19 protein-coding genes are annotated in these 24,223 nt (G+C 67.4%); 7 read left to right on the top strand and 12 right to left on the bottom strand.

From position 1 onward, the window contains the following. The first annotated feature begins 17 nt into the window (after window positions 1–17). A complete protein-coding gene (locus tag GXY47_11065; GenBank protein ID NLV31679.1) occupies window positions 18–737 on the top strand; it encodes an ATP-binding protein in 720 nt (239 codons plus the stop codon). Here GXY47_11065 and GXY47_11060 read toward each other — a convergent pair. The 8 genes from GXY47_11060 to GXY47_11025 form a co-directional block, all read right to left on the bottom strand. After that, entirely contained in the window at window positions 734–2,074 is a 1,341-nt protein-coding gene (locus tag GXY47_11060; protein ID NLV31678.1) for an MATE family efflux transporter, read from the bottom strand. The genes GXY47_11065 and GXY47_11060 overlap by 4 nt on opposite strands. A 47-nt stretch (window positions 2,075–2,121) precedes the next feature. Continuing rightward, window positions 2,122–2,559: a single-stranded DNA-binding protein gene (locus tag GXY47_11055; protein NLV31677.1), complete on the bottom strand. Its 438-nt coding sequence runs from the start codon at window positions 2,557–2,559 to the stop codon at window positions 2,122–2,124. Window positions 2,560–2,589: 30 nt separating this feature from the next. Continuing rightward, a complete protein-coding gene (locus GXY47_11050) occupies window positions 2,590–3,414 on the bottom strand; it encodes a tetratricopeptide repeat protein (GenBank protein NLV31676.1) in 825 nt (274 codons plus the stop codon). Between the two features lie 15 nt (window positions 3,415–3,429). After that, window positions 3,430–4,194, bottom strand: coding sequence for a peptidoglycan-associated lipoprotein Pal (gene pal / locus GXY47_11045; GenBank protein NLV31675.1), 765 nt, complete (start codon window positions 4,192–4,194; stop codon window positions 3,430–3,432). Window positions 4,195–4,283: 89 nt separating this feature from the next. Then, window positions 4,284–5,612: a hypothetical protein gene (locus GXY47_11040; protein NLV31674.1), complete on the bottom strand. Its 1,329-nt coding sequence runs from the start codon at window positions 5,610–5,612 to the stop codon at window positions 4,284–4,286. Window positions 5,613–5,634: 22 nt separating this feature from the next. Then, window positions 5,635–6,420 (bottom strand): TonB C-terminal domain-containing protein, encoded by a 786-nt coding sequence (locus GXY47_11035; protein ID NLV31673.1) that lies wholly within the window; start codon window positions 6,418–6,420, stop codon window positions 5,635–5,637. A 28-nt stretch (window positions 6,421–6,448) separates the two neighbouring features. Next, entirely contained in the window at window positions 6,449–6,868 is a 420-nt protein-coding gene (locus tag GXY47_11030) for a biopolymer transporter ExbD (GenBank protein NLV31672.1), read from the bottom strand. Then, entirely contained in the window at window positions 6,869–7,435 is a 567-nt protein-coding gene (locus GXY47_11025) for a protein TolQ (GenBank protein ID NLV31671.1), read from the bottom strand. Window positions 7,436–7,861: 426 nt separating this feature from the next. On the opposite strand from GXY47_11025, the gene recN reads away from it, so the two are divergent. From recN to GXY47_11005, 4 genes are all read left to right on the top strand, one after another. After that, window positions 7,862–9,592 carry a DNA repair protein RecN gene (gene recN, locus GXY47_11020; GenBank protein ID NLV31670.1) on the top strand — a complete coding sequence of 577 codons (1,731 nt, stop codon included), beginning with the start codon at window positions 7,862–7,864 and terminating at the stop codon, window positions 9,590–9,592. Beyond that, window positions 9,589–10,950, top strand: a complete 1,362-nt coding sequence (gene miaB, locus GXY47_11015) for a tRNA (N6-isopentenyl adenosine(37)-C2)-methylthiotransferase MiaB (protein NLV31669.1) — start codon at window positions 9,589–9,591, stop codon at window positions 10,948–10,950. Before recN ends, miaB begins: the two co-directional genes overlap by 4 nt. Beyond that, on the top strand, window positions 10,947–11,438 hold the full coding sequence (locus GXY47_11010; GenBank protein NLV31668.1) for a bifunctional nuclease family protein: 492 nt from the start codon (window positions 10,947–10,949) through the stop codon (window positions 11,436–11,438). Before miaB ends, GXY47_11010 begins: the two co-directional genes overlap by 4 nt. A 141-nt stretch (window positions 11,439–11,579) precedes the next feature. Next, window positions 11,580–13,898 (top strand): YjgP/YjgQ family permease, encoded by a 2,319-nt coding sequence (locus GXY47_11005; protein ID NLV31667.1) that lies wholly within the window; start codon window positions 11,580–11,582, stop codon window positions 13,896–13,898. Between the two features lie 4 nt (window positions 13,899–13,902). On the opposite strand, the gene xerD is transcribed toward GXY47_11005, so the two are convergent. Then, complete coding sequence (xerD, locus tag GXY47_11000; GenBank protein NLV31666.1) at window positions 13,903–14,790, bottom strand: site-specific tyrosine recombinase XerD; 888 nt, start codon at window positions 14,788–14,790, stop codon at window positions 13,903–13,905. After that, window positions 14,787–16,403 (bottom strand): murein biosynthesis integral membrane protein MurJ, encoded by a 1,617-nt coding sequence (gene murJ, locus GXY47_10995; GenBank protein NLV31665.1) that lies wholly within the window; start codon window positions 16,401–16,403, stop codon window positions 14,787–14,789. Before murJ ends, xerD begins: the two co-directional genes overlap by 4 nt. 52 nt (window positions 16,404–16,455) lie before the next feature. Here murJ and lpxD point away from each other — a divergent pair, with 52 nt between their 5' ends. Both lpxD and GXY47_10985 read left to right on the top strand, forming a co-directional pair. Continuing rightward, complete coding sequence (gene lpxD / locus GXY47_10990; protein ID NLV31664.1) at window positions 16,456–17,493, top strand: UDP-3-O-(3-hydroxymyristoyl)glucosamine N-acyltransferase; 1,038 nt, start codon at window positions 16,456–16,458, stop codon at window positions 17,491–17,493. Between the two features lie 257 nt (window positions 17,494–17,750). Then, window positions 17,751–20,525, top strand: a complete 2,775-nt coding sequence (locus GXY47_10985) for a pyruvate, phosphate dikinase (GenBank protein ID NLV31663.1) — start codon at window positions 17,751–17,753, stop codon at window positions 20,523–20,525. A gap of 81 nt (window positions 20,526–20,606) precedes the next feature. On the opposite strand, the gene GXY47_10980 is transcribed toward GXY47_10985, so the two are convergent. Beyond that, window positions 20,607–21,920 (bottom strand): inositol-3-phosphate synthase, encoded by a 1,314-nt coding sequence (locus GXY47_10980; GenBank protein NLV31662.1) that lies wholly within the window; start codon window positions 21,918–21,920, stop codon window positions 20,607–20,609. 200 nt (window positions 21,921–22,120) lie between these two features. Next, the gene (locus GXY47_10975; protein ID NLV31661.1) at window positions 22,121–24,223 is read right to left on the bottom strand and encodes a glycine--tRNA ligase subunit beta; all 2,103 of its coding nucleotides are present in this window, start codon (window positions 24,221–24,223) and stop codon (window positions 22,121–22,123) included.

Genomic DNA, 24,223 nt, shown 5'->3' with positions numbered 1-24,223 from the left:
GGTACTCTGATCGCGCCATGAATGCTGAAAATCCCCGAAGCGATGTCTGTCCGGTCTGCGGCGGCTCCGGCTGGGAGCCGGCCGGGGAAGGGGTGCGGCGCTGCCGCTGCCTCGACGGCGCGCGGGTGGAGCGGCTGCTCGCCGCGGCCCGCATCCCCGGACGCTACGAGCACTGCGATCTGGATTCCTACGGTCCGATCCACGAGTCGCAGAAGAAGGCCAAGCTCTTCGTCCAGCGTTTCCTGGAAAAATACCCGCAGATCGACGTCGGGTTGCTTTTCGTCGGGACCTGCGGCGTCGGGAAGACGCACCTGGCCGTTTCCCTCCTGAAACAGGTGATCCGGGAGAAGGGGGACAGCGGGCTCTTCTACGATTTCCGCGACCTGCTGCGCGAAATCCAGGGGAGCTGGAACCCGGTCTCTCAGACTTCGGAACTCCAGGTCCTGCGCCCGGTGTTCGAAGCCCGGGTGCTGGTGCTGGACGAACTCGGGGCCAACAAGCCGACCGAGTGGGTGCGGGACACCATCGCCTACATCATCAACTGCCGGTACAACGAAAAAAAGCTCACCGTGTTCACCTCCAATTATCTCGACGTCCCCAAAAAGGCGGGGGAAGAGACCCTCACCGACCGCATCGGGGCACGCCTGCGTTCACGCCTCTACGAGATGTGCCGCGCGGTCGAAGTCGGCGGGGAGGATTTCCGCCGCGAGATCAAGCAGGCCAAGTACCGGTTCTAACCCGGCTCCGGGACCCCCGGGCGGAGCTGCATCCGGATGCGCAGGACGAGGAGGGCGCAGGCGGCCGCGAGGCCGGCCAGGAACCCGAACCAGATCCCCTCGGGGCCGAAGCCGAGCCGGAACGCCAGAAACCAGCTCATGCCGAGGCCTATGACCATGTAGGAGAATCCCGATATCAGCATCGGGACCCTGACATCGGCGAACCCGCGCAGGATCCCGATGCACGTGATCTGCAGCCCGTCGAAAACCTGGAAGAGGGCGGCGATGGCCAGCAGCGAGGCCGCCTGGGCGATCACCCGCCCGTCGGGGGTGAAGAGGCGGGGGATGTCGTGGCGCAGCAGCAGGAAGGCCAGGGCGCAGCAGCCCATGGAGGCGCCGGCCACGTGCACCGCGGACCAGGCGAGGCGCCGGAGACCCCCGTAGTCCGCGCCGCCCAGCGTGAAACTCACGCGGATCGTCGTGGCCATGGCCACGGCGTTGGCTATCATGAAGGAGAAGGTGGCCAGTCCCATGGCGATCTGGTGCGAAGCCAGGGGCACTTCCCCCAGCCACCCCATCATGACGGCGCTCCAGGAGAAGGCGGCCACCTCGAGCACCATCTGGCCGGCGATGGGGAGTCCCACCGAGAGCACCCTCGCGAACCGGGCGAACGACGCCCGCACCCGTCGCATGAGCGCGAACGAGGCCCGGATCGAGGGGACGCACGCAAACAGCGCCACGAGCAGCAGGGGGGAGACGATGCGGGAAAGAAGGGTGGCGTAGCCGGCGCCCAGCAGGCCCAGTTCCGGGAACCCGAACTTCCCGAAGATCAGGACGTAGTTGCCGGTCACGTTGACGAGGTTGGCGATCACCGTGGCGCCCATGGCCGCCGTCGTGTTCCCCAGCCCCTCCCCGATCTGCTTGAGCAGGATGAACGTCAGCAGGGGGATCGTGGACAGGGCCAGGAGGCCGTAATAGGGGAGGGAAAGCCGGACGACGGCCTCCGTCTGCCCCATCAGGGGCATGGCCAGGGCGACGGCGGCGGCCAGCGCCGTCACGGCCCCGATCAGCAGACCCGAAAAGGCCAGGCTGCTTTTCATGAGGGCGGCGGCGGCGAGGTCGTCCCGCCCCCCCCGGGCCCGGGAAACGAGGGGGGTGACGCCCATGAACACGCCGATCCCGAACAGCATGATCACCACGTAGATGCTGTTGGCGAAGGAGGCGGCGGCGAGCTCCGTCGTCCCCACGCGGCCGATCATGGCGTTGTCGACCAGGTGGACCGTCATCTGGCCGGCCTGGGTCAGCACCAGGGGCAGCGCCAGGCGGATCACCCGTCCGTATTCGAAAGAGGGGGGCATTGGGACCTTCCCCGGGGCCGCCCTCGGGGCGCCCCGGGGAATCCGGGCTAGAAGGGAATATCGCTGTCGGTGATGCCGGCGTCCCCGAAGGGCTGACCCGTTTCCGGTCCCGGGTCGTAACTGTCATCGCCCGGCCCGGAGGACGCGCCCTGCTGGCGGCTCCCCAGCATGACCATCTGCGTGGCTATGATTTCGGTGGTGCGCCGCTTGTTGCCTTCCTTGTCGTTCCATTCCCGGCTCTGGATCCGGCCCTCGATGTAGACCTGCCGCCCTTTCGTGAGGTAGCGCTTGCAGATCTCGGCCAGCTTCCTCCAGACGACGACCGTGTGCCATTCCGTGCGCTCCTGCTTCGTGCCGCTCTTGTCGGTCCAGTTCTCGCTGGTCGCCAGGCTGAAGGTGGCGACCGGGGTCCCGTCGGGGGTGTAGCGGACCTCGGGGTCCTTTCCCAGGTTTCCGATGAGCATGACCTTGTTGAGTGAACTCATTGTCGTGATCCTTGTGTGGGGTTGATGATATCAGCGGGTCCGTCGGCGCGGGGCGGCCGAGGGCTTCGCCGTGCGCAGCTTCTCGAGTTCCGCCTCGGCCAGCCCGGCCTCGGGAGACTGGGGGAACTTCTCGACGATGTTGCGCAGGTCCGCGGCGGCGTTTTCCTTCTCCTGCATCGCCAGTTCCACCCTGGCCCTCTTGAAGAGGGCGCTCGGGACCTTTTGCGATTCCGCGTATTCGTTGATGACGCGCGTGAAGGCGGCCACGGCCTGCGGCAGGCGGTTCTGGCCGATGTGGGCGTCCCCGATGTTGAGCAGCGCGTCGGGCGCCTTCTCCCCGGCGGGGTAGGTGGCGACGTAGGCGCTGAATCCCTCGATCGCCAGGTCGAAATTCCCCTGCACGAAATCGCCGAAGGCCTGGTTGTAGAGAACCTCCGGGGAGAGGCCCGGGGAGGCGGCCGGCCCGAGGCTGGCCGACTGCACCTTGAGCTCGCCGAGCTGCTGGGCCAGCGCGCTGGTGCGCGTGCCGAGGTCATCCACCTTTTCCGAGAGCCGCCGCACCTCCTCGAGCAGGCCCCGGTCGGCCTCGCGCGCTCCGGCCTCGGTGTTCTCCATGGCCGCGACGATCCTGTCGAGGACCAGGCCGGAGCGGGCCGCCTGGTCGTTGAGCTGGATCACCAGGCTGCGCAGGCTGTCCAGCTTTTCCGTATAGCCCTTGTCGAACTCGCGGATCTGGTTCTGCAGCGCCAGGACGTCGCTCTGAAGCCTCACCAGTTCCTCCTTGGTGCCGGCCTCGGCGAGGGGGCAGGCGGCGATCGACGCCGCCAGAAGGCAGAACAAAAAATTACGCTTCATCGGTTTTCTCCAGGTCTAACGCATGACGAAGTGCGCGCGCCGGTTCAGCTGCCAGCACTCCTCGCTCTGTTCCTCGCAGAAGGGGCGTTCCTCGCCGTAGGATATGGTGTCGATGCGGGAGGAGTCGATCCCCTGGGAAATCAGGAAATCCCGGGCGGAATTGGCGCGGCGGTCCCCCAGCGCCAGGTTGTATTTTTCCGATCCCCGCTCGTCGCAATGTCCCTCGATCGTCACCCGCAGCGAGGGGCGCTCGGCCAGCGCGCGGGCGTTGGCGAGGAGGGCGCGCCGGGCGTCCTCGTTGATGGAATACTCGTCCAGGTCGAAGAAGCAGTCCCTGATGCTGGCCTCGAAGAACGCGGCGTCGCTCACCGCCGCCGACGGGGGCGGGGTGACGGCGACCGGTGCGGAGACGGTGACGCGCGCTTCGGCCACGGCGTCCCCTCCGGGCCCGGTGGCCCGCGCCGTATAGGTGGTGGAGGCGCCGGGGCTCACCGTCCGGCTCCCCGATTCCTCCACGGTCCCGATGCCGCCCGTGATGTTGACCCCGGTGGCGTTGGTCGACCGCCATGAGAGGGTCGTGGCCTGTCCCTTCTCGATCGCCGAGGGGGATGCCGTCAGCGTGATGGTCGGGGCCGGCGCCGCGGGGGTTTCCCTCACGGCCACCTCGGGCTCCGCGGCGGGAGGGGGCGGCGACACTTTTTTGGCGCAGCCCGGGGCCGAAATCATGACGGCCAGCAGGAGCAAGGCCGTCGAGGCGAGCAGAACCGGTGATCTCTTCATGGGGCGATCTCTCCTTCCAGAAACGTTCGGGTTATATGAGGGTGAGTATAACACGCGCGCCGGCCGCGGGAAACCTGTCCGGGACGAAACTAGTCCCTGCGGAAATAGCCGCTCCAGGACGGGCTCGTGTTGTTCCCCGAGTGGGTGATCCTGCGCGGCTCGCTCCCCTCGAGCAGCATGGTGTAGATCTGCCAGCTCCCGGTCCGGTTGGACTGGAACGCCAGGTGGCGCCCGTCCGGGGCCCAGGTCGGGTATTCGTTGCTGCCGCCGCCGCTGGTCAACTGGCGGATGGTGCCGCCGGTGGAGTCGACGACGAAGATCTCGTAGTTCGGGCTGCGGCGCGGCTTCCAGTGAAAGGCGAGCCATTTCCCGTCCGGGGACCAGGCCACGCCGTCGGCGTCCCCCCCCTCCTTGACGATGCGCCGGACGTTGGACCCGTCGGCGTCGCAGATGTGGATCTGGCCCGGCATCCCCGAGATGTAGGCGATCTGCCGCCCGGAGGGGGACCAGGTGGGGGAGCTGTCGATCGCGGGATTGTTGGTGATGTTGCGGCGGTTCGACCCGTCCAGCCGGGAAATGAAGAGATCGGGGTCCCCCCTCGGGGTGCGCAGCGCGAAGATGACCTCGCTGCCGTCGGGAGAAATCGCCGGGGAGGAGGCGAAGGTGTTGAACATCGGGAAGGGGAGGCGGGAACCGTCGAGGTAGGAATAGATGGTGATCTCGGGCTTCGGCCGGTAGCTGACGAAAGCCAGCTTGGAGTTGTCGGGCGCCCAGTGGGGGAACAGGTTCAGGCTCCCGCCGTGGGTGAAGGCGCGGGAATTGTGGCCGTCGTAATCCATGGTGTGGATCTCCTTTGCGTTCCCCTTGCGCGCGACGTAGGCGATCCGGCTGGAGGCGATGCCGCGGGAGGTCCCGGCGGTGAGCTGGTAGACGATCTCGTCCGCCCAGTAATGGGCCATGGTGCGGATCTGTCCCGGGTCACCGGTGTAGGCCTTGCCGAACGCGCGCTTTCTCTGCTTCATGTCGTAAACGCTCACCTCCGCCCGGAGGACGTTGCGGGAGAGGCTCACGGTCCCGACGGTCAGGAAGCTGACCTTGAACGGGATGGCGTTCCAGGCCTCGTAATCGATGTCGGTTTCGGGGCGTACGATCGGCGCGGGAGGGTAAAACCCCCTCCCCGCGATGGTGAAGAAGCCGGCGAAGGAGAGATCGTCCCAGAGGACGCGGTTGAAGGTTTCGACCGCGGTCGCGAGTTCGGTCCCGGCGCCGCCCGGGGCGGCCTGCACGTCCCCCACGGCGAGGATGAGGTCCTCGGAGGGCTTGGGAAAGAGCGTGACCCTGGAGGATTCCTGGGTCAGCAGGGAAGGCTGGACGCTGAGAAAGGCCAGCAGAAGAAAACAGGCTGTTTTGACCGGCATGACGCTCCTTTGTCGGAATCGGCTATGGAACGGGCGGGTAGATGAACTCGGCGACGAACTGTATGGCCTTCCCCCGGTATTCTAGCGGCGGCGGCGAGAGCGGGTTGGAGGCGTTGATGGCGCGCAGCGCCGTCAGGTCCATCTGCGAGTTGCCCGATGATGTTTCCAGTTTGACGTTGTAGATCGCGCCGTTGGCCGCGATGTAAAAGCTGTAGACGATCCGGACCCGCAGCCCTTCGGGGGGCCTCATCCAGTTGTCGCTGATCCGTTTTTCGACCCCGAGGGCGTAATAGGAGTCGCCGAACCCCCCCGAGCCCCCACCGATGGAGACCCCGCTGCCGCCGCCGCTCCCCCCGCCGCTTCCGGCCCCCGCCGCGGCGGCGCCCCCCGACCCGGGCTCGGGCGCCGTGGGGATGATGTTCCGGATCGCCTCCGGCGGGGGCGCGGGGGTGGCCACGGGGGGCTTGCGTTTGGGGGTTTCCGTGGTCCCCGGCAGGGGGATCGCCTTCTCGGGTTTGGCAGGGGCCTCCTTCAGGAGGGCGGGAGGCCGCGGCACCATGGAGGGCTTGACCATCCCGGCTCCTCCCGACAGGGTGTCCACCACCCCCACGGTGGAAACATCGGCCCCGATCCCCCCGCCGGGGCCGCCCCCGAGCTGGATCGTCCTCTGGGGGAGCAGCCGCGCGCCGAAAAAGGCCACGAGGACGGCCACCGCGTGGACCGCTACGGAGGTGAGCCACGACCGGCCGTACGTTTCCCGGACAAGCGGGATCTCGAGAAGCGTGCCGGGATTGCGGGATCGGTTCATGGTCGGGCCAAAAGCGCCTCTGCGGGCCCTATCGGGGCGTCGTGAAAGGCTTGGTGACAAGTTTGATTTCGCTGAAACCGGCGCCCCGGACCGCATCGATCACGGAGACTATGGAGTTCCATTTGACGTCCTTGTCCGCCCGGAGAAAGATGGCGTCCTTCGGGCCGCGGGCGTCCTTGTGCAGGCGCTCGGGGATGGTCGAGAAATTGACCGCCTCGGACCCGTAGAAGATGTCCCCCTGCCGGCTGATGGAGATGATGATGCGTTCCTCGGGATTGACGTCCCGGACGTTGCGGGTCTCGGGGAGCTCGACGTCGATCCCCGTCTGCAGCATCGGGGCGGTCACCATGAAGATGACGAGCAGCACCAGCATGACGTCTACCAGCGGGGTGACGTTGATTTCGGAAAGGGACGTCGACGTGCGCCCCTGCGGGTTCGTGAACGCCATTCAGCGGAAACTCCGTTCTACCAGGTTGACGAATTCCATCGAAAAGTCGTCCATTTCGGCGGCCACCCCTTTGAGCCGCGCGAGGAAATGGTTGTAGGCGATGACGGCCGGAATCGCCGCGAACAGCCCGGCCGCCGTCGCGATGAGGGCCTCGGCGATGCCGGGGGCCACGGCCTGGATCGAGGCCGTCTTGACCATCCCCAGGCCGTTGAAGGCGTTGATGATGCCGATCACCGTGCCGAGCAGCCCTATGAAGGGGGTGACCGAGCCGGTGGTGGCCAGCCAGCTCATGCTCCGTTCGAGCACCGAAAGTTCGGCGGCCGCGGCGCGCTCGAGCGCGCGCTGGACGCCCGCGATATGACGCTCGCCGAGGGCGATCGAGTCGTTCTGCGGGGGCTTCAGGGCCTGGATCTGGGCGTTGAGTTCCTGGTACCCCGCGCTGAAGATCCCCGGCAGGGGGGAGCCGTGGTAGTGTTCGCAGGCGGCGTGGACCTCGCTGAGGCGCTCGCTCTTGCGGAAGAAGGAGACGAACTCCCGGCTCTGGCGGCCGATCTGCCTGAAAGTCATCCACTTGCGGAAAATGATGGTCCAGGATAGGAGCGAGAAGAGGATGAGGAGCAGAAGGATCGCGAAGGCGAACCCGCTGGCGTGGGCGAAAACGGTCCAGAGCGAACCCGAAACGGCTTCGGGCGGCGCAAGTTCGGTCGGCGTGGCCTGCAGCAGCAACAGTGTGACGATGTCGATGGCGATCCCTCCGCGCGAAAGTGGGTGCAGCTGGCACAAGTATCATATGGCCGCCGAGCAAGTCAATCCCTTTGCCCGAAGTCCCGGCCGGGGCCCCGCACCGTTTCCGGACGCCGGGCGACCGGGCGCCCCGGGGCGGAAAAAAGGTTGTTTTGATTGTCGCGGGGCCGTTTAATACAATGGGTTTCGGCCGCGCCGCGTGCAGGGCGCGTGCAGGGAGTCCGATCCTGTCACGTAAAGGTCCGTGAGATGCTGCAACTGCTCAGAATCCGCAATTTTGCGCTGATCCGCGAGCTGGAGATCGAGTTCGGGGCCGGGCTCAACCTCCTGACGGGGGAGACCGGATCGGGCAAATCGATCCTCGTGGACGCGCTGGGGCTGCTGCTCGGCTCCCGCTCCTCCGTGGACTATGTCCGGTCGGGGTGCGACGCCGCCGTCATCGAGGGGATTTTCGACCTCCGGGGGCGGCGGAAGGTCCGCTCTCTTCTCAGGGAGGCGGGGTTCGACACCCCCGGGGAGCAGCGGCTGCGGATCCGGCGCGAAATCTCGGCCTCGGGACGCAACCGGATCCACGTGAACCAGGGGCTGGCGACGCTCGGGTTCCTGAAGGCGATGGGGGGCGCGCTGGCCGACATCTGCGGGCAGCAGGAGCAGCGCTCTCTCCTCGACCTCGCGACCCACCTCGCGTGGCTCGACGATTTCGGCGGGAACGCCGAGCTGCGCCGGGAGGCGGGCGCCCTCTACCGAAGGCTGCGCGACGCCGCCCGGGAGCTGGAAAAGGTGGAAACGGGGGAGGAGGAAAGGGCGCGCCGCATCGACATCCTCCGCTTCCAGGTCGAGGAGATCCGCAGGGTCGATCCCCGCCCGGGGGAACGGGAGGAGCTCGAGAACGAGCGCGCCCTCCTGTCCAACCGCGAGCGGATCCTCGAGCGGGCGGCGGGGATCTATAGACTCCTCTACGAGGGGGAAACCCCGCTCCTCGGGGGGCTGGCCCAGCTCGGGCGCCTCCTCGGCGAACTGGAGGCGCTCGACCCCGACTGGGCCGCGCACCGCGCGCCGGTCGAGGAAAGCCGTTACCGGCTGGAGGACCTGGCCTACGCCGCAAGGGACTACGGATCCCGCAGCGATTTCAGCGCCGAAAGGCTCGAGGAGGTCCACCAGCGGCTGCAGGCGCTCGATGCCCTCGCCCGCAAATACGGCGCCTCCTGCGAGGAGGTCCTGGCCTCGGGCAGCCGGTGCGCCGGGGAACTGGAGGCGCTCGAATCGGCCTCCGGCTCCGCCGGGCGCCTCCGGGAAGAACTCGCCCGGGCGCTCGACGCCTACGCCGCGCTCGCCCGCACCCTTTCGGAAAAACGCCGGCGGGACGCCGCGGCGCTCGAGCAGAGGATCCGCGCGGAATTCGGGGCCCTCGCGATGGACCGCATGCGGCTCGAGGTACGCTTTCACCCGGCCGGGGAAGGGGAGGGCGCGCGGGGGATCCCGGCGGGGTATGGACCTCGGGGCATGGACCGGGTAGAGTTCTGGATAGCGCCCAACGAGGGGGAGGAGATGCGGCCCCTCGAAACCATCGCCTCGGGCGGGGAGCTTTCGCGCATCATGCTGGCGGTCCAGTCGCTGTGCGGCGGCGCCCGCGCGGGAGGGACCCTGGTGTTCGACGAGGTGGACGCCGGAATCGGCGGGCGCGTGGCGGAGGCCGTCGGGAGGCGCCTCCGGGACCTGGCCCGGTCGAACCAGGTGCTGTGCGTCACGCACCTGCCGCACATCGCCGCCTTCGCCCACCGCCACTACCGCGTCTGCAAGGAGAGCGCCGGGGGGAGGACCGAAACCGCGGTGCTCCCGCTCGACGAGGGGGCGCGCGTGGAGGAACTCTCCCGGATGCTGGGCGGGGAGACGATCACCGAGAAAACGCGGCATTACGCCCTCGAGATGCTGGAACGCTCCCGGCCGCCGCAAAAGGAGTCGACCGCGAAGGCGCCATGAAACCGAAATACCTGATCGAAACCTTCGGATGCCAGATGAACGAGCTGGATTCGGAGAAAATCTCCGGCGTCCTGGACCATGCCGGCTACGAAGAGGCGGACGGCCCCGAATCGGCCGACGTGATCGTGCTCAACACCTGCAGCGTCCGCGACAAGGCGGTGGAGAAGGTCTACGCGCGCCTCGGCGAGTTCCGGCGCCTGAAGCGGGAGCGCCCCGACCTGCGTATCTGCGTCGCCGGGTGCATGGCCCAGCTCGAACCGGGGAGAATCCTCGCGCGGGCGCCTTACGTCGACGTGGTGGCCGGCCCGCAGAAGGGGCTGCTGCTGCCCGGACTGATCGAGCGCGCCCGGGGCTCGGGCGGGAGCGTCATCGCCCGGAGGGGCGACCCGCCAGCCGCGGCGGCCGAAACCCCGTATATCCGCCGGCGCAGCACCTACAGCGCGTGGGTCACCATCAGCGAGGGGTGCAACCGCCGCTGCTCCTTCTGCGTGGTGCCGCTCGCCCGGGGGCCCGAGCGGCCGCGCCCCAGCGCCCGCATCCTCGAGGAGGTGCGGGCCCTGGCGGATGAAGGGTACGTCGAAATCGTCCTCCTCGGGCAGACGGTCAACTCCTACCGCGACCGGGAGGCGGGCGTCGGTTTCGCGCGCCTGCTCCGGGAGGCGGCCGCGGTCCCCGGCATCCGGCGCATCCGGTTCACCTCCCCCCACCCGGGCGATTTCACCGACGAGCTGCTCGAGACGATGGTTTCCTGCCCGGCGGTGTGCAACCAGATCCACCTCCCGGTGCAGTCCGGGTCCACGCGGGTCCTCAGGGCCATGAGGCGCGGCTACACGCGCGAGCAGTACCTGGACATCATCCGGAGGATCCGCGCCGCGGCACGCCCCATCGCCGTCTCCACCGACCTGATCGTCGGCTTTCCGGGCGAAACCGAGGGGGACTTTGAGGATACCCTCACCCTGCTCGATGAGGTACAATACGACAGTGCCTTTTCCTTCAAATATTCCCCGCGCCCGGACACCGCGGCCCTCGCCCTCGAGGACGATGTCCCGGACGAGGAGAAGGGGAGGAGGCTCACGCTTCTCCAGGAGCGGCAGCGCCACATTCAATCCGCCCGAAACTCCCGCTACGTGGGACGGATCGTGGAGGTTCTCGTCGAGGGGAAGGCCCGCAGCCGGATGGCCCTGGCCGGCCGCAGCTCCGACAACCGGATCGTGAATTTCGACGGCCCCGAAACTCCGCCCGGCTCCTTCGCCGAGGTAGAAATCACCGGGTTCGGGCCCAACAGCCTGAAGGGGGTCCGGGCCGGGCAGACCCGGGACGCCCGCCGGGCCCGTCCGCCCGGAATGGAGGGAAAATGAAGGAGATCGAATTCAAGATAAAGGGGTTGATGATGGACCCGCTGACCAACGCCCCCATCGTGGTGCTCCAGGAGGCGTCGAGCGACACGCTCCTTCCCATCTGGGTCGGTATCTTCGAGGCCAACGCCATAGCCCTCGAGATCGAAAAGGTCGACACGCCGCGCCCCATGACGCACGACCTGATCAAGGGGCTGCTGGGCCACCTGGACGTCAAGGTGACCAAGATCGTGGTGACCGAGCTCAAGGACAACACCTTCTATGCCCTGATCTTTCTCGACGCGGGGGGGAGGGTGATCACGGTCGATTCGCGCCCGTCCGACGCCATCGCCCTGGCGCTGCGCACCCGGTCCCCCATATTCGTCACGGACGAGGTGCTGGCCAAATCTTCGAGCGCCTCTTCGGAGTCGGCCGAACGGAGCACCCCCGAGGATATCCGCAAATGGCTGGAGAACCTCAATCCCGAGGATCTGGGCAAGTACAAGATGTAGGCGCGGCGGGGGAGTGCGGGATTCCGGCCCATCCAGGCTAGTTGACATAAGATATCTTATCAGAAGTTGAGCCGGGAGAGGGCGGAGTGCCGCCGGATCAGTCTAAACCATTATATTGCAATAATATAAAGTAAGCGGTCTATGAACCGGATTAACAAGCTCCTCCTTCACGCCATCGCCGCCCCTTTCCTCATCGCGCTGGTGGTCCTGACCTTTGTCGTCACGGTGCGCGAGTTCGGTTCGCTCGCCGAACTGCTCCTGTCCAGGAGCGCCTCCCTCGGGGTCCTCCTCAGGATCGCGGGTTCGATCCTCCCCGCCATTCTCATCTTTTCTCTGCCGCTCTCCTTCCTGATCGGGGTGCTGGTCGGCATGAGCGGGCTTTCGGGCGAAAGCCAGGTGCTGGCGCTGCGTGCCTGCGGCATCCCGCTCAGGCGCCTGCTCGTCTTCATCCTGGTCCTGGGCGGCCTCGTCGGAGCCGCCACCGCGGCGCTTTCCCTCTGGGTCATGCCGCGTACCAACGACTGGCGCCGCCAGGCGGTCGCGGAGATCGAACTGTCGGCCGGGATCACGCGCATCCAGCCGAGGGTGTTTTACGAGGAGATCCCGAAGCTGGTCGTGTACCTCGATGACGTGAGCGCGGACCGGCAGCGCGGGAGCCGCATTTTCCTGGCCGACGGTTCCGACCCCCGGGCTCCCCGGGTCATCGTCGCCAGGAGCGTCCTCTGGATCCCCGATGCGGCCAACCGTTCGATGCAGCTGCACCTCGAGGAGGGGGCCAGCTATGCGACCGACCCGGAGCATCCGGACCGCGATAGCGTAAGCCTATTTAAATCAACAGATATATCCATGGAGCTGAAGAAGCGGGACCCGGTCGGGGCGCGCCCGCCAAGGGCCGAAGAAATGGGGAGCCTCGAACTCCTGCGGCGCTCGGTGGCGGGCGGAGAGAATTCAAATATTAAGGAAGTACTTGAGCTACATCGTCGAATAGCTCTTCCTTTAACGATAATACCATTTGGTCTTCTGGGCCTTACCCTCGGGGTCAGCAACCCGAAATCGGGGCGTACCTTCGGCCTGGCCCTCAGCCTCCTCGCGGTGATCCTGTTTTACATGCTCTTCTTCAACGGGCTCCGCCTGGCGGGGGTCGGCAGAATCCCCCCCTGGATGGGAGCCTGGGGGGCCAACATCGTCCTCACCCTGGCCGGCTGGCTGCTGCTCGGGAGGGTGGAAAAAACCTTCGGGCTGGGTCACCGGCTCGGGCCTCTTTCCCTCCCCCTGGTCGCCCGCCCGCGCCCGGGAGCCCTCCCCGGGCGGCTCGCCCGCATGGACTACGCGCTGCTCGGGTGGGCGGGGCGCGCGGTGCGGCGGCTGTTCCCGCGCGTCCTGGACCTTCACATGCTCCGGGGGTTCTGGGGCTTCTTCCTCTGGTCCCTGGCCTCCTGCGCCTCGCTCTTTCTGCTCCTGACCCTGTTCGAGCTGATGGACGACATCATCAAGAACGGCATCCCGACCCTCTCCGTGCTCGATTACCTGTTCTTTCTCATACCGCAGATCCTGATGTTCGCCATCCCGGTTTCGGTGCTGCTCGGCATCCTGATCCACTTCGGGATCCTGGAGAAGAACTCGGAGATCACGGCGCTCAAGGCCGGGGGGTGGAGCCTGTACCGGCTGGCGGTGCCGATCCTCGCGGCCGCCTGCCTGCTCTCCCTGGGCCTGTTCGTGCTGCAGGATTACGTCCTGCCCTACGCCAACGACCGGCAGGACGGGCTGCGCAGCACCATCCTGAACAAACCGCCGCGCAGCGCGCGCCGGCTGGAGCGGAAATGGATCCTCGGCGAGGGGGGCAGGATTTACAACTACGAGTATTTCGACGAAAACAAGGACTCCTTCGTGGATCTCAACGTCTACGACGTGGACTTCGACGCGGTCCGCATCCGGCGACGGATCCACGCCTCGAGCGCCCGGATCCGCCCCGACGGCTTCTGGCTCCTGGCGGACGGATGGAGCCGCAGCTACGACGCCGGCGGCTCCGGCTTCGAGATCATCCGGACGGCGACGGAGCGTTTCCCGGAAAAGGCCTCCTATTTCAAGAGGGAGATCTTCCAGCCCCGCGAGTCCTCCAAGCTGACCTACCTGGAGCTGGCGCGCTACATCCGCTACCTGAAGCAGGCGGGCTACAACGCCATGGAACTGCAGGTGCAGCTGCACAAGAAGGCGTCCTTTCCCCTCAGCTGCCTGGTCATGGCGCTCGTGGGAATCCCCTTTTCCTTCGCGGCGGGCAAGAGGGGGGCGTTTTTCGGCATCGGCATAAGCGTCGCCGTCGCCATAGCCTATTGGGGGGTTTCGGGGGCGTTCGAGGCGATGGGGGCCTACGGGATCCTGCTGCCGATGCTCGCGGCCTGGGCCCCCAACCTTCTCTTCGGCGCCGCGGGATGCATCCTCTTCCTGAAGCTCCGCACCTGACGGTTCAGGCCCTCGGGTGGTATTTGCGGTAGACCCGCTTCAGGCGCTCGCGCGTGATGTGGGTGTAGATCTGCGTCGTCGAAATATCCGCGTGCCCCAGCATGACCTGGACGGAGCGCAGGTCGGCGCCGTTTTCGAGCAGGTGGGTGGCGAAACTGTGCCGCAGCATGTGGGGGGAGAGGGTTTTGCGGATCCCGGCCCGGCGGCCGCACTCCCGTACGATCTTCCAGAAGCCCTGCCGCGTCATGGCCCCCCCGCGGCGGGTGACGAACAGGTAGGGGCTCCGGCGCTTCCCGAGGATTTCCGGCCGGTGCCTGCGCACATACTCCCGCAATTGGTCGAGCGCGGCGGCGCCGACCGGGACGAGACGCTCCTTGTTCCCCTTGCCCGTGCAGACGAGGACGCCCAGATCGAAATCGATTCCGGCGAGCGCCAGCCGGACCAGCTCGCTGACGCGCAGCCCCGAGGCGTAGAGCGTTTCGAGCATCGCCCGGTCGCGGCTCCCCAGGGGGGTCTCCGCGTCGGGCGCGCGCAGCAGAGCCTCCACCTCGGTGCGGTGGAGAAACCGGGGGAGCGGCTTGCGGGCGCGGGGGGTCTCGAGGTGTTCGGTGGGATCCGCCTCGATGATCCGGTCCCCCAGGAGGAAACGGTAAAATCCGCGCACGGCGTTGCACGCCCGGGCGGTGGAGCGCGGGCTCAGCCCCTCCTCGAGCAGGCGCTCCATCCAGCGGGCGAGGTCGTCGTGGGAGAGGGCCTCCGGCTCCCGGCCGTACTCCCCGGCAAACGCGTACAGCTTTCGGAGGTCGCGGGCGTAGGCGGAGACGGTGTTGTCCGCCAGGCCCTTTTCCACCCGCAGGTAGGCCGTGAATTCACCGACCAGGTTCCTCTTCATCGTCCCTTGCGCCGGAAACCGCCCGCCAGGCGGGCCAGTTCCCCGGCCTCCTCCACTCTGAACAGCCCGAGCAGCGGCACGAGCACCGCCAGAGCCGCCATTATGGCCGCCCCGAGGCGAAAAAGCAAAGGGAGGGCGCCGGGGCCGGGCAACACGAGCGCCGCCGCGCGGTGAACGGCCAGGGCTACCCCCGCCATCGCCGAGGAGGCGAGCGCGATGCGGAGGTAGGCGCCCCCGGGGCGCTCCTTCCCGCGGGCGGCCCCCCGGGGGAGGACGCGCCGGAGACGGCGGGAGAGGAGGGCGAAATGGAGCCACGAGGAGAGCGAAGTGGCCAGCGGCAGGCACAGGAAGCCCAGGGGGCGGATCAGCAGGAAGCTCAGGGCGACCTTGACCGCGACCGCCACGAGGCTCAGGCGGACGGGCGTCCTCGTGTTTTCGAGCGCGTAAAAGGCCGGCGTGAGGATCTTCACCGCGGAAAAGGAAAAGAGCCCCAGCGTGTAGAAGAGGACGACGCGGCTCGTCGCCAGCGTGTCCGCCTCCAGGAAGGCCCCCCGCTGGTACAGGAGCTGCACGATCTCCCCGCGGAAAAGGAGGAGGCCGGCCATGGCGGGAAAGAGGAGGCAGGCCGACAGCCTCAGCGCGGAGCCGAGCGCGGGCCCGATGCGGTCGCGCATGCCGCGTGCGGCGAACTCCGAGACCGCCGTCATGGTCGCGGTCGCCACGGCCACCCCGATGAGGCCGGTGGGGAGCTGCATCAGCCGGAACCCGTAGCCGAGCCAGGACACGGGGCCGTCCCCGTGAAGGGAGGCGAGCTGACTGTCGACGACGATGCTGATCTGGGTGGCCGAGAGGCCGAGGACGGCGGGGAGGGCCAACCGCCCGATGGCGCGGAGGTCCGGGTCGGAAAACCCGAAATCGAGGCGGAAGCGGTGGCCGAGCGCCCGCGTCGGCGGGACCATCACCAGGAACTGGCCCGCGCCCCCCACGACCGCGCCCACGGCCATGGAGACGATCGGATCGAGCCCCCAGCCCGGCATCAGGGGGCTGAGCAGGACCGCGGCCAGGATGCAGGAGAGGTTGAAGACCGAGGACGCCAGCGCCGGGAGAAAAAAGCGGCCGCAGGCGTTGAGCACGGCCATGCCCACGGCGGCGAGCGACACCGAAAGGAGGAAGGGGGAGAGGATGCGCGTCATCTGGGCCGTCAGCTCGAACTTTTCCGGGCTTTCCCGGAATCCCGCCGCCAGCATCCAGACCATCCCGCGGGACCCGAAGTAGATGCCGAGCGTGACGGCGCCCAGGATGAGGAGCAGGGCGCTGACGAGGCGGTTGACCAGGACCCAGGCCTCTTCCCTCCCCCCCCCTGTCAGGCGCCGGATGAAGGCCGGCACCAGGGCGGCCGAGAGCGCTCCCTCGGCGAAAAGGTCCCTCAGCATGTTGGGGATCCGGTAGGCGATGTAAAAGGCGTCGGTGAAGGAGCCGGCGCCGAAATAGCGGGCCAGCACCATCTCGCGCACCAGCCCCAGGACCCGGCTGATGGCGATGGCGGCGCCGATGCTGCGCGTCCGGTGCGGGATGTCGGCGCCGGGCGGGAGGGGTGTCGCGTCACTGTTCACTGCGGCCTCTTCTTGACGGATGCGGGCCTCTAAGTCTACCATGTCCCTCGCCATGAAGCTTTCCCAGATTGCCGAAAGAATCGGGTGCCGGATGGTCGGCCCGGACGCGGACATCGTCCGCGTGGCCGGGATCGAACAGGCCGGGGCGGGGGACCTGACCTTCGTCTCCAACCGGAAATATATCCGGCACATCCCGGGCACGCGGGCGTCCGCCATCATCCTCGGGGAGGATATCCCCGCGGTCGAGATCCCGAGCCTGAGGACGGACGACCCCTATCTCGCCTTCGCGCGCGCCCTGGAACTCTTTTTCGAACCCTGCCGGCCGGAACCGGGGGTCCACCCCGCGGCCGTGGTGGCCCCCACCGCCCTCCTCGGCCCGGGAGTCTCCGTCGGCCCCTGCGCCGTCATAGGGGAGCGCTGCCGCGTCGGCGCGGGCACGGTGATCCACCCCCACGTGGTCCTCTATCCCGGCGCCGAGATCGGTCCCGGGTGCGTGCTCCATTCGGGGGTCGTGGTGCGCGAAGGGTGCCGGGTGGGCGACCGCGTGGTGCTGCAGAACGGGGTGGTGGTCGGCGGCGACGGGTTCGGTTTCGCCCCGACCCGTGACGGGGCCTGGCACAAGATTCCCCAGACGGGGAGGGCCGTCATCGAGGACGACGTCGAGGTGGGGGCCAATTCCACCATCGACCGGGCCGCCGTCGGGGATACGGTCGTCCGGCGCGGGGCGAAGCTGGACAACCTCGTGCAGGTGGGACACGGGGCCGAGGTGGGGGCCTGCTCGGTGGTGGCCGCACAGGCGGGCCTGGCGGGGTCCACTCGCCTCGGCAGGGGGGTCATGGTGGGCGGACAGGCGGGATTCGCCGGGCACCTGGAGGTGGGGGACGGCGCCGTCATCACCGCCCAGAGCGGCACCTCCCACGACGTGCCGGCCGGGAGCGCCGTCTCCGGTTCCCCGGCCTTCGCGAGCGCCGCCTGGCTGCGCGCGTCGGCCGCTTTCGCCCGGCTGCCGGACCTGGTGAAGAAGGTACGGGCGCTCGAGGGGGAGTTCCGCGCCCTGCGCGCCGGCCGGGGGAGCGAAAAAAATTCATAATGGGCTCATCCCCCGCGCCCGCCGGCCGATAAGGAAATCAGGCTATTCGAGAAAGCTGATCTCAGCCTGCGATCGGCGCCTGCCGGGAGCCCGGGCAACCGGGCTTCCGGTACGGTCGCAGGCTGGGAAACTCCCCCCGCCGCCCCGATTCCGCTCTCCATCCCTTTCTGTTTTGATCGGCATCCCGTTTTGAGGTAGCATAAGGGGTTGTGCCGTCAGCACCCATTTTCAGACTCATTTTTCGCAGGAGACCAGAGATGTCCACCAAATACGTATACCTTTTTGCAAACGGAGAATCGGACGGGAACGGCGGGATGAAGGACCTGCTCGGCGGCAAGGGCGCCGGGCTCGCCGAGATGACCAACGCGGGGTTGCCCGTTCCTCCCGGGTTCACCATCACCACCGAGGCCTGTAACTCCTATTACGGCGCCGGGGAGAAGTTTCCGGACGGGATGTGGAACCAGGTCCTGGCGGCGCTCAAAAAGGTGGAGGGGGCCACGGGCAAGGAATTCGGCAACCCGTCCAATCCCCTGCTGGTCTCCGTCCGGTCGGGGGCCAAGTTTTCCATGCCCGGCATGATGGACACCATCCTCAACCTCGGCCTGAACGACGAGACGATGCGGGGCCTGGCCGAGCTGACCTCCAACCAGAGGTTCGCGCTCGACGCCTACCGCCGGTTCATCCAGATGTTTTCCAAGATCGTCCTCGGGGTGGACGGGGAACTGTTCGAGCAGGCGCTCGACAAGATGAAGCGCTCCCTGCGGGTGAAACTCGACACCGACCTCAAAACCGAAAACCTTTCCGCCCTCTGCCGCGAGTTCAAGAAGATCGTCCGCTCCGAGACCGGGAGCGAGTTCCCCTCCGATCCCTACCTGCAGCTCGAGGAGTCGATCAAGGCCGTCTTCCGCTCCTGGAACGGGGACCGCGCGATCGCCTACCGGCGCCGCGAGCGGATCCCGGACGACCTGGGCACGGGGGTGAACATCGTCACCATGGTGTTCGGCAACATGGGGGAGGATTCGGGCACCGGGGTGGCGTTCACCCGCAACCCGGCCACCGGGGAGCCGAAGCTCTTCGGGGACTACCTCGTCAACGCCCAGGGGGAGGATGTCGTCGCCGGCATCCGGACCCCGAAACATATCGATGAGCTGAAGGACTACATGCCCGAGATCTACCGCCAGTTCGTGGAGGTGGCCCGGAAGCTGGAGCGCCATTACCGCGACATGCAGGACCTCGAATTCACGGTGGAGCGCGGCAAGCTCTGGATGCTCCAGACGCGCAACGGCAAACGCACCGGGCCGGCCGCGGTCCGCATCGCCGTGGATATGGTCCAGGAGGGCATCATCGACGAGACTACGGCCGTCATGCGCGTGCCGGCCGGGGACCTCGACCAGCTGCTGCACAAGATGGTCGACCCCAAGGCCGCGCTCACCGTGCTGACGCGGGGGATCAACGCCAGCCCGGGCGCGGCCGCGGGAAGGGTCGTGTTCACCCCGAAGGACGCCGAGCAGCTGAAGGAAAAGGGCGTGCCCGCCGTGCTGGTCCGGCGGGAAACCTCGCCGGAGGATGTGCGGGGGATGGACGCCGCGCAGGCGATCCTGACCTCGACCGGCGGGCCCACCAGCCACGCCGCCGTGGTGGCCAGGGGCTGGGGCAAACCGTGCGTGGTGGGGGCGGGGGAGGTCGCCATCAATTACGCCAAAAACGAGTTCTCGGTGGGCAAGGTCAAGGTGCGCAAGGGGGACTGGATCACGGTGGACGGCACCAGCGGCCAGGTCATCCTCGGCCAGGCGCCCCTGATCGACCCCGAGCTGGGAGACCATTTCCGGCGCCTGATGGAGTGGGCCGACAAGGCCCGCGTGCTGAAGGTGCGCACCAACGCCGACACGCCGGCCGACGCCGCGATCGCGCGCAAGTACGGCGCCCAGGGGATCGGCCTGTGCCGCACCGAACACATGTTCTTCGCGGGGGAACGCATCGATCACGTGCGCCAGATGATCCTGGGCTCGCTGGAGTACAAGCGCCTGGAGCGCGAGCTCGGGGCGCTCGAGTCCGAGATCGGCAAGGCGACCTCGCCCAAGAAGCGCAAGGAACTCGCCGACGCCCGCCGGAAGGTCGAGAAGGCGATCGCCGAACCCAGGCGCCTCTACCTGGGCGGGCTCAAGGAGCTGCTCAAGCTGCAGCGCAAGGACTTCGAGGGGATCTTCAAGGCGATGAGCGGGCTGCCCGTGACGGTCCGCGCCCTGGACCCGCCGCTGCACGAGTTTTTGCCGCACACCGAGGAGGAAACGCGCAAGCTGGCGCGCAAGCTCAAGGTCAACTCCAGGGTCCTGTGGGACAGGGTCCAGGCCCTGCACGAGGCCAACCCGATGCTGGGCCACCGGGGCTGCCGCCTGGGGGTGGTGTTCCCCGAGATCACCGAGATGCAGGCGCGCGCCATCTTCGAGGCGGCCGTGAGGGTGCAGAAGAAGGGGGGCGAGGTGTTCCCCGAGGTCATGATCCCGCTGGTGGGGGACGTGAGCGAGCTCCGGCTCCAGGCGGAGGTGGTGCGGCGCGTGGCCGCGGAGGTGTTCGAAAAGGCGGGGCGCCGGGTGGACTACCTGGTCGGCACCATGATCGAACTCCCGCGCGCGGCGCTGACGGCCGACCGCATCGCGGAGGTGGCCGAGTTCTTCTCCTTCGGGACCAACGACCTGACCCAGACGACGTTCGGCATCTCGCGCGACGATTCGGGCAAGTTCCTCCCCTTCTATATCGAAAACCGGATCCTGGCGGAGGACCCCTTCCAGGTGCTCGACCGCGAAGGGGTGGGACAGCTGGTGCAGATGGGAACCGAAAGGGGGAGAAAGACCCGGCCCGACCTGAAGGTGGGCATCTGCGGGGAGCACGGGGGCGAACCCTCCTCGGTCCATTTCTGCCACAGCGTGGGCATGAACTACGTGTCCTGCTCCCCCTACCGCGTGCCGATCGCCCGGCTGGCCGCGGCGCAGGCGGCGCTGGGGTCCGAAGAGACGGTGTCCCGCACCGCGTAGGCCCGCCGCGCCCCGGCGGGCGCGGCGCAAAAAAAGGGGGAGCCGAGGCTCCCCCTTTCCTTTCCCTTTCCTTCCTGCTCCCTAATCGTAATACTCCAGGCCCAGGTGGGTGATCAGGTCCTCCCCCTTCAGGTGGCGCATGGTGTTCTTCAGCTTGATGAGCTGGATGAACAGGTCGTGCTCCGGGTAGAGCCCCGGTGCGACCATCGGGCTCTTGAAGTAGAACGACAGCCATTCCTGGATCCCGCCCATGCCGCAGCGGTGCGCCAGGTCGAGCAGGATCACCAGGTCGAGCGCGATGGGCGCCGCCAGGATGGAATCGCGGCACAGGAAATCGACCTTGATCTGCATCGGGTAGCCGAGCCAGCCGAAGATGTCGATGTTGTCCCAGCCCTCCTTGGCGTCCCCCCTGGGCGGGTAGTAATTGATGCGGACCTTGTGGGTGTAGTTGGAATAGAGGTCGGGATAGAGCTTCGGCTGCAGGATGTGTTCCAGCACCGACAGCTTGCTCTCCTCCTTGGTCTTGAACGACTCGGGGTCGTCCAGGACCTCGCCGTCCCGGTTCCCCAGGATGTTGGTGGAGAACCAGCCGTTCAGGCCCAGCATGCGCGATTTCAAACCCGGGGCCAGGATGGTCTTCATGAGCGTCTGCCCGGTCTTGAAGTCCTTGCCGCATACCGGGACGTTGTTCTGTTTGGCCAGCTCCAGCAGCGCGGGGATGTCGGCCGTGAGGTTGGGGGCGCCGTTGGCGTACGGGATCCCCATCTTGATGGCGGCGTAGGCGTAGATCATGCTCGGGGCGATGCCGGGGTCGTTTTCCCTCATCCCCTTTTCAAAGCTCTCGATGGTCGCGTGCACCGCCGACGCCTTCAGGAAGACCTCGGTGCTGCCGATCCACACCATGACGGTGCGGGTCAGGTTGTTGGCCTTCTGGAAGTTGCGGATATCCTCCATGACCTGCTCCGCCAGCTCCATCTTGTTGGCGCCCTTTTTCACGTGCGTGCCGTCCAGCTTCTTGACGTAGGCCTTGTCGAAGGCCGCCGGCCACGGCTTGATGGCTTCCATTTCCGGGCGGATCTGGTCGAGCAGGCTCTTCTCCAGTACCCCCGCCTTGACGCTGGCGGTGTACATGTCGTCGGAGAAGATGTCCCATCCCCCGAAGACGATGTCCTCGAGGGAGGCGAGCGGGAGAAACTCCTTGATCATCGGGATGCGGTTGTCGGTGCGCTTTCCCAGCCGGATGGTGCCCATCTGCGTGAGCGACCCGATCGGCTTGGCCAGGCCTTTCCTGATGGCCAGGACTCCGGCGATGAAGGTGGAGGTGACCGCGCCCATGCCGGGGATGACAACGCCCAGTTTCCCCTCTGGGGGGGCAATAGTGATTCCTTTGGAGATCATCTTTCAGTTCCTCAAGTAGAATGGCGCCGCGCCAGCCGCGCCGGCGCCATCGGGATTATTAAGAGCACCTGGGGGGGCAACCTGCTGCGGCCCCCGGGACATAAAGCGCTTTGGAATTATTGCAGCCCTTCGACCGGTCGTCAAAGGGCTCGAACAATTCCAGAGCCCGCCGGACGGAAAACCGGGTGCGATCCACGTCACGCCCCCTTTTCGACGACTATCCTCGAAATGTCCGCCACGCTGTTGAAAAGCCGGGAAATGGCGGAGAGCAGGGCGATCCGGTTTCGCCGGGTCGCCGGATCTTCGGCCATGACCATGACATCGTTGAAAAAGGTATCGACCGCGCCCCGCATGGAGGCCATCAGCCGGAGCGTGCGCACGTAATCATGGCGCCGTCGCGCCGCATCCACCTCGGGACGGATGCCGAGGAAGCTCCGGTACAGGGCCCGTTCCGCCGTCTCGGTCAGCAGGGATTCCTCCACCTCGGAGCCGGTCGGCCCGGCGGCCGGGTCCGTCCCTTCCCCCGCCTTGGCCAGGATGTTGACCACCCGTTTGAAATTGGAGGCCAGGGAGAGGAAATCGGCCTCCTGCCTGATTTCCTCGAGGGCGCGCAGCCGGTCGAGCGCGTCCAGGGGATCGTCGAAGCCCGCCGCCAGCACGGCATGAACGCAGTCGTAGGCAAAACCCATTTCCTCGAATAGGAAACGGAGGCGCCCCTCGAAGAAGCGTCCGAGTTCCGCCGCGGTGTCCGCCGGCACCCGGCCGTGAGCGGCCAGGCTCCACTCGATGGCCCGGCCGAGCGAGAGGCTCAACCGGTGGTCGAAGAGGATCTTGAGGATCCCGTTCCCCTGCCTGCGGACCGCGAAGGGATCGCCCGACCCCGACGGGACCAGCCCGATCGCGAAACACCCCGTGACGGTGTCGAGGCGGTCGGCCAGCGCCAGGACGGCCCCGTGCCCCGTCGAAGGCGAGGGGGAGGCCGTGGATTTGGGATAGTACTGTTCGTATACCGCGCGCCAGACCGTCTCCGGGTAGCCCTCCGCGCGGGCGTACAGGCCCCCGACGACCCCCTGAAGGTCGGTGAACTCCTTGACCATTTCGGTGATGAGGTCGCACTTGTACATGCGGGCGGCGGTCTCGAGATCGGCGAGCCATTCCCGGCGGCCCAGCGCCTCGGCGAGGCGGGGGAGCAGCTCGAGGACGCGGCGGCTCTTTTCGTCGTAGGACCCGAGCTTTTCCTGGAAAAGCACGTTCCGGAGGGCGGGGGCCCGATCGGCGAGCGCCTGCCTGCGGTCGGTCTCCCAGAAGAAGGCCGCGTCGGCCAGCCGGGCCCGGAGCACGCGCTCATGCCCGGCCTGGATATCCCCCCCGGGGTCGGAGAACAGGTTGACCACCGCCAGGAAACAGGGGAGCAGCCTCCCCTCGCCGTCGAGGACCGAGAAGTATTTCTGGTGTTCCCGCATGACCGTGATCAGGATCTCCTGCGGGAGCGCCAGAAACCGCTCCTCGAAGTTCCCCAGGACCACCGACGGGGCCTCGTTGAGGTTCACCACCGTTTCCAGCAGCGCCGCGTCCTCGAGCAGCCGGCCTCCGGCCCGGGCGGCGCACTCGGCGAGGCCCGCCTCGATGCGCGCGCGCCGCTGGGCGGGGTCCGCCAGCACCGCGTTCCGCTGGAGCGCCTCCCCGAGGGATTCGAGGGAACGCACCGCGATCCGCCGACGGCCCAGGAACCGGTGCCCGGAGGTGTAGCGCGAGGAGGCGACGTCCGCGAGCCGGAACCGGACCACCCTGCCGCCAAACAGGGCGACGATCCAGCGCACCGGCCGGGCGAACCGGAAGTGGTCCGGGCTCCAGTGCATCGTCTTGGGGAACTGGATGGACCCGATGGCTTCGGGGATCAGCCGCGCGAGGATCCGGCCCGCGGGTTCCCCGCGCACCCGGCGCACGAGCGATAGGTATTCCCCCTTCGGGGTTTCGACGACGCCGACCCTCGCGAGGGACACCCCGTTCTTTTCGGCGAAACCGAGCGCCGCCCGCGTCGGTTTGCCGGCGGCGTCGTAGGCCACCCTCCTGGGCGGCCCCATGATCGTTTCCTCGAGGTCGCTTTGCCGCACCGGGATATCCTCGAGGCCCAGGATGATCCGGCGCGGGGTGTGCCACAGCGTGCGCTTCCCCGCCGGAAGGCGATGCTCCAGGAGCGCCGCGGCGAGGCGGCCCGCAAGCTGCTCCGCGGCATCGGCGATCATGGACGCCGGGATTTCTTCCATTCCCAATTCGACGACAAGCTCTGATTTTTCCAT

It is taken from the genome of Acidobacteriota bacterium, assembly GCA_012729555.1.
Classification (GTDB): domain Bacteria; phylum Acidobacteriota; class UBA6911; order UBA6911; family UBA6911; genus UBA6911.
This window is presented reverse-complemented; position numbering and strand designations above follow the sequence as displayed.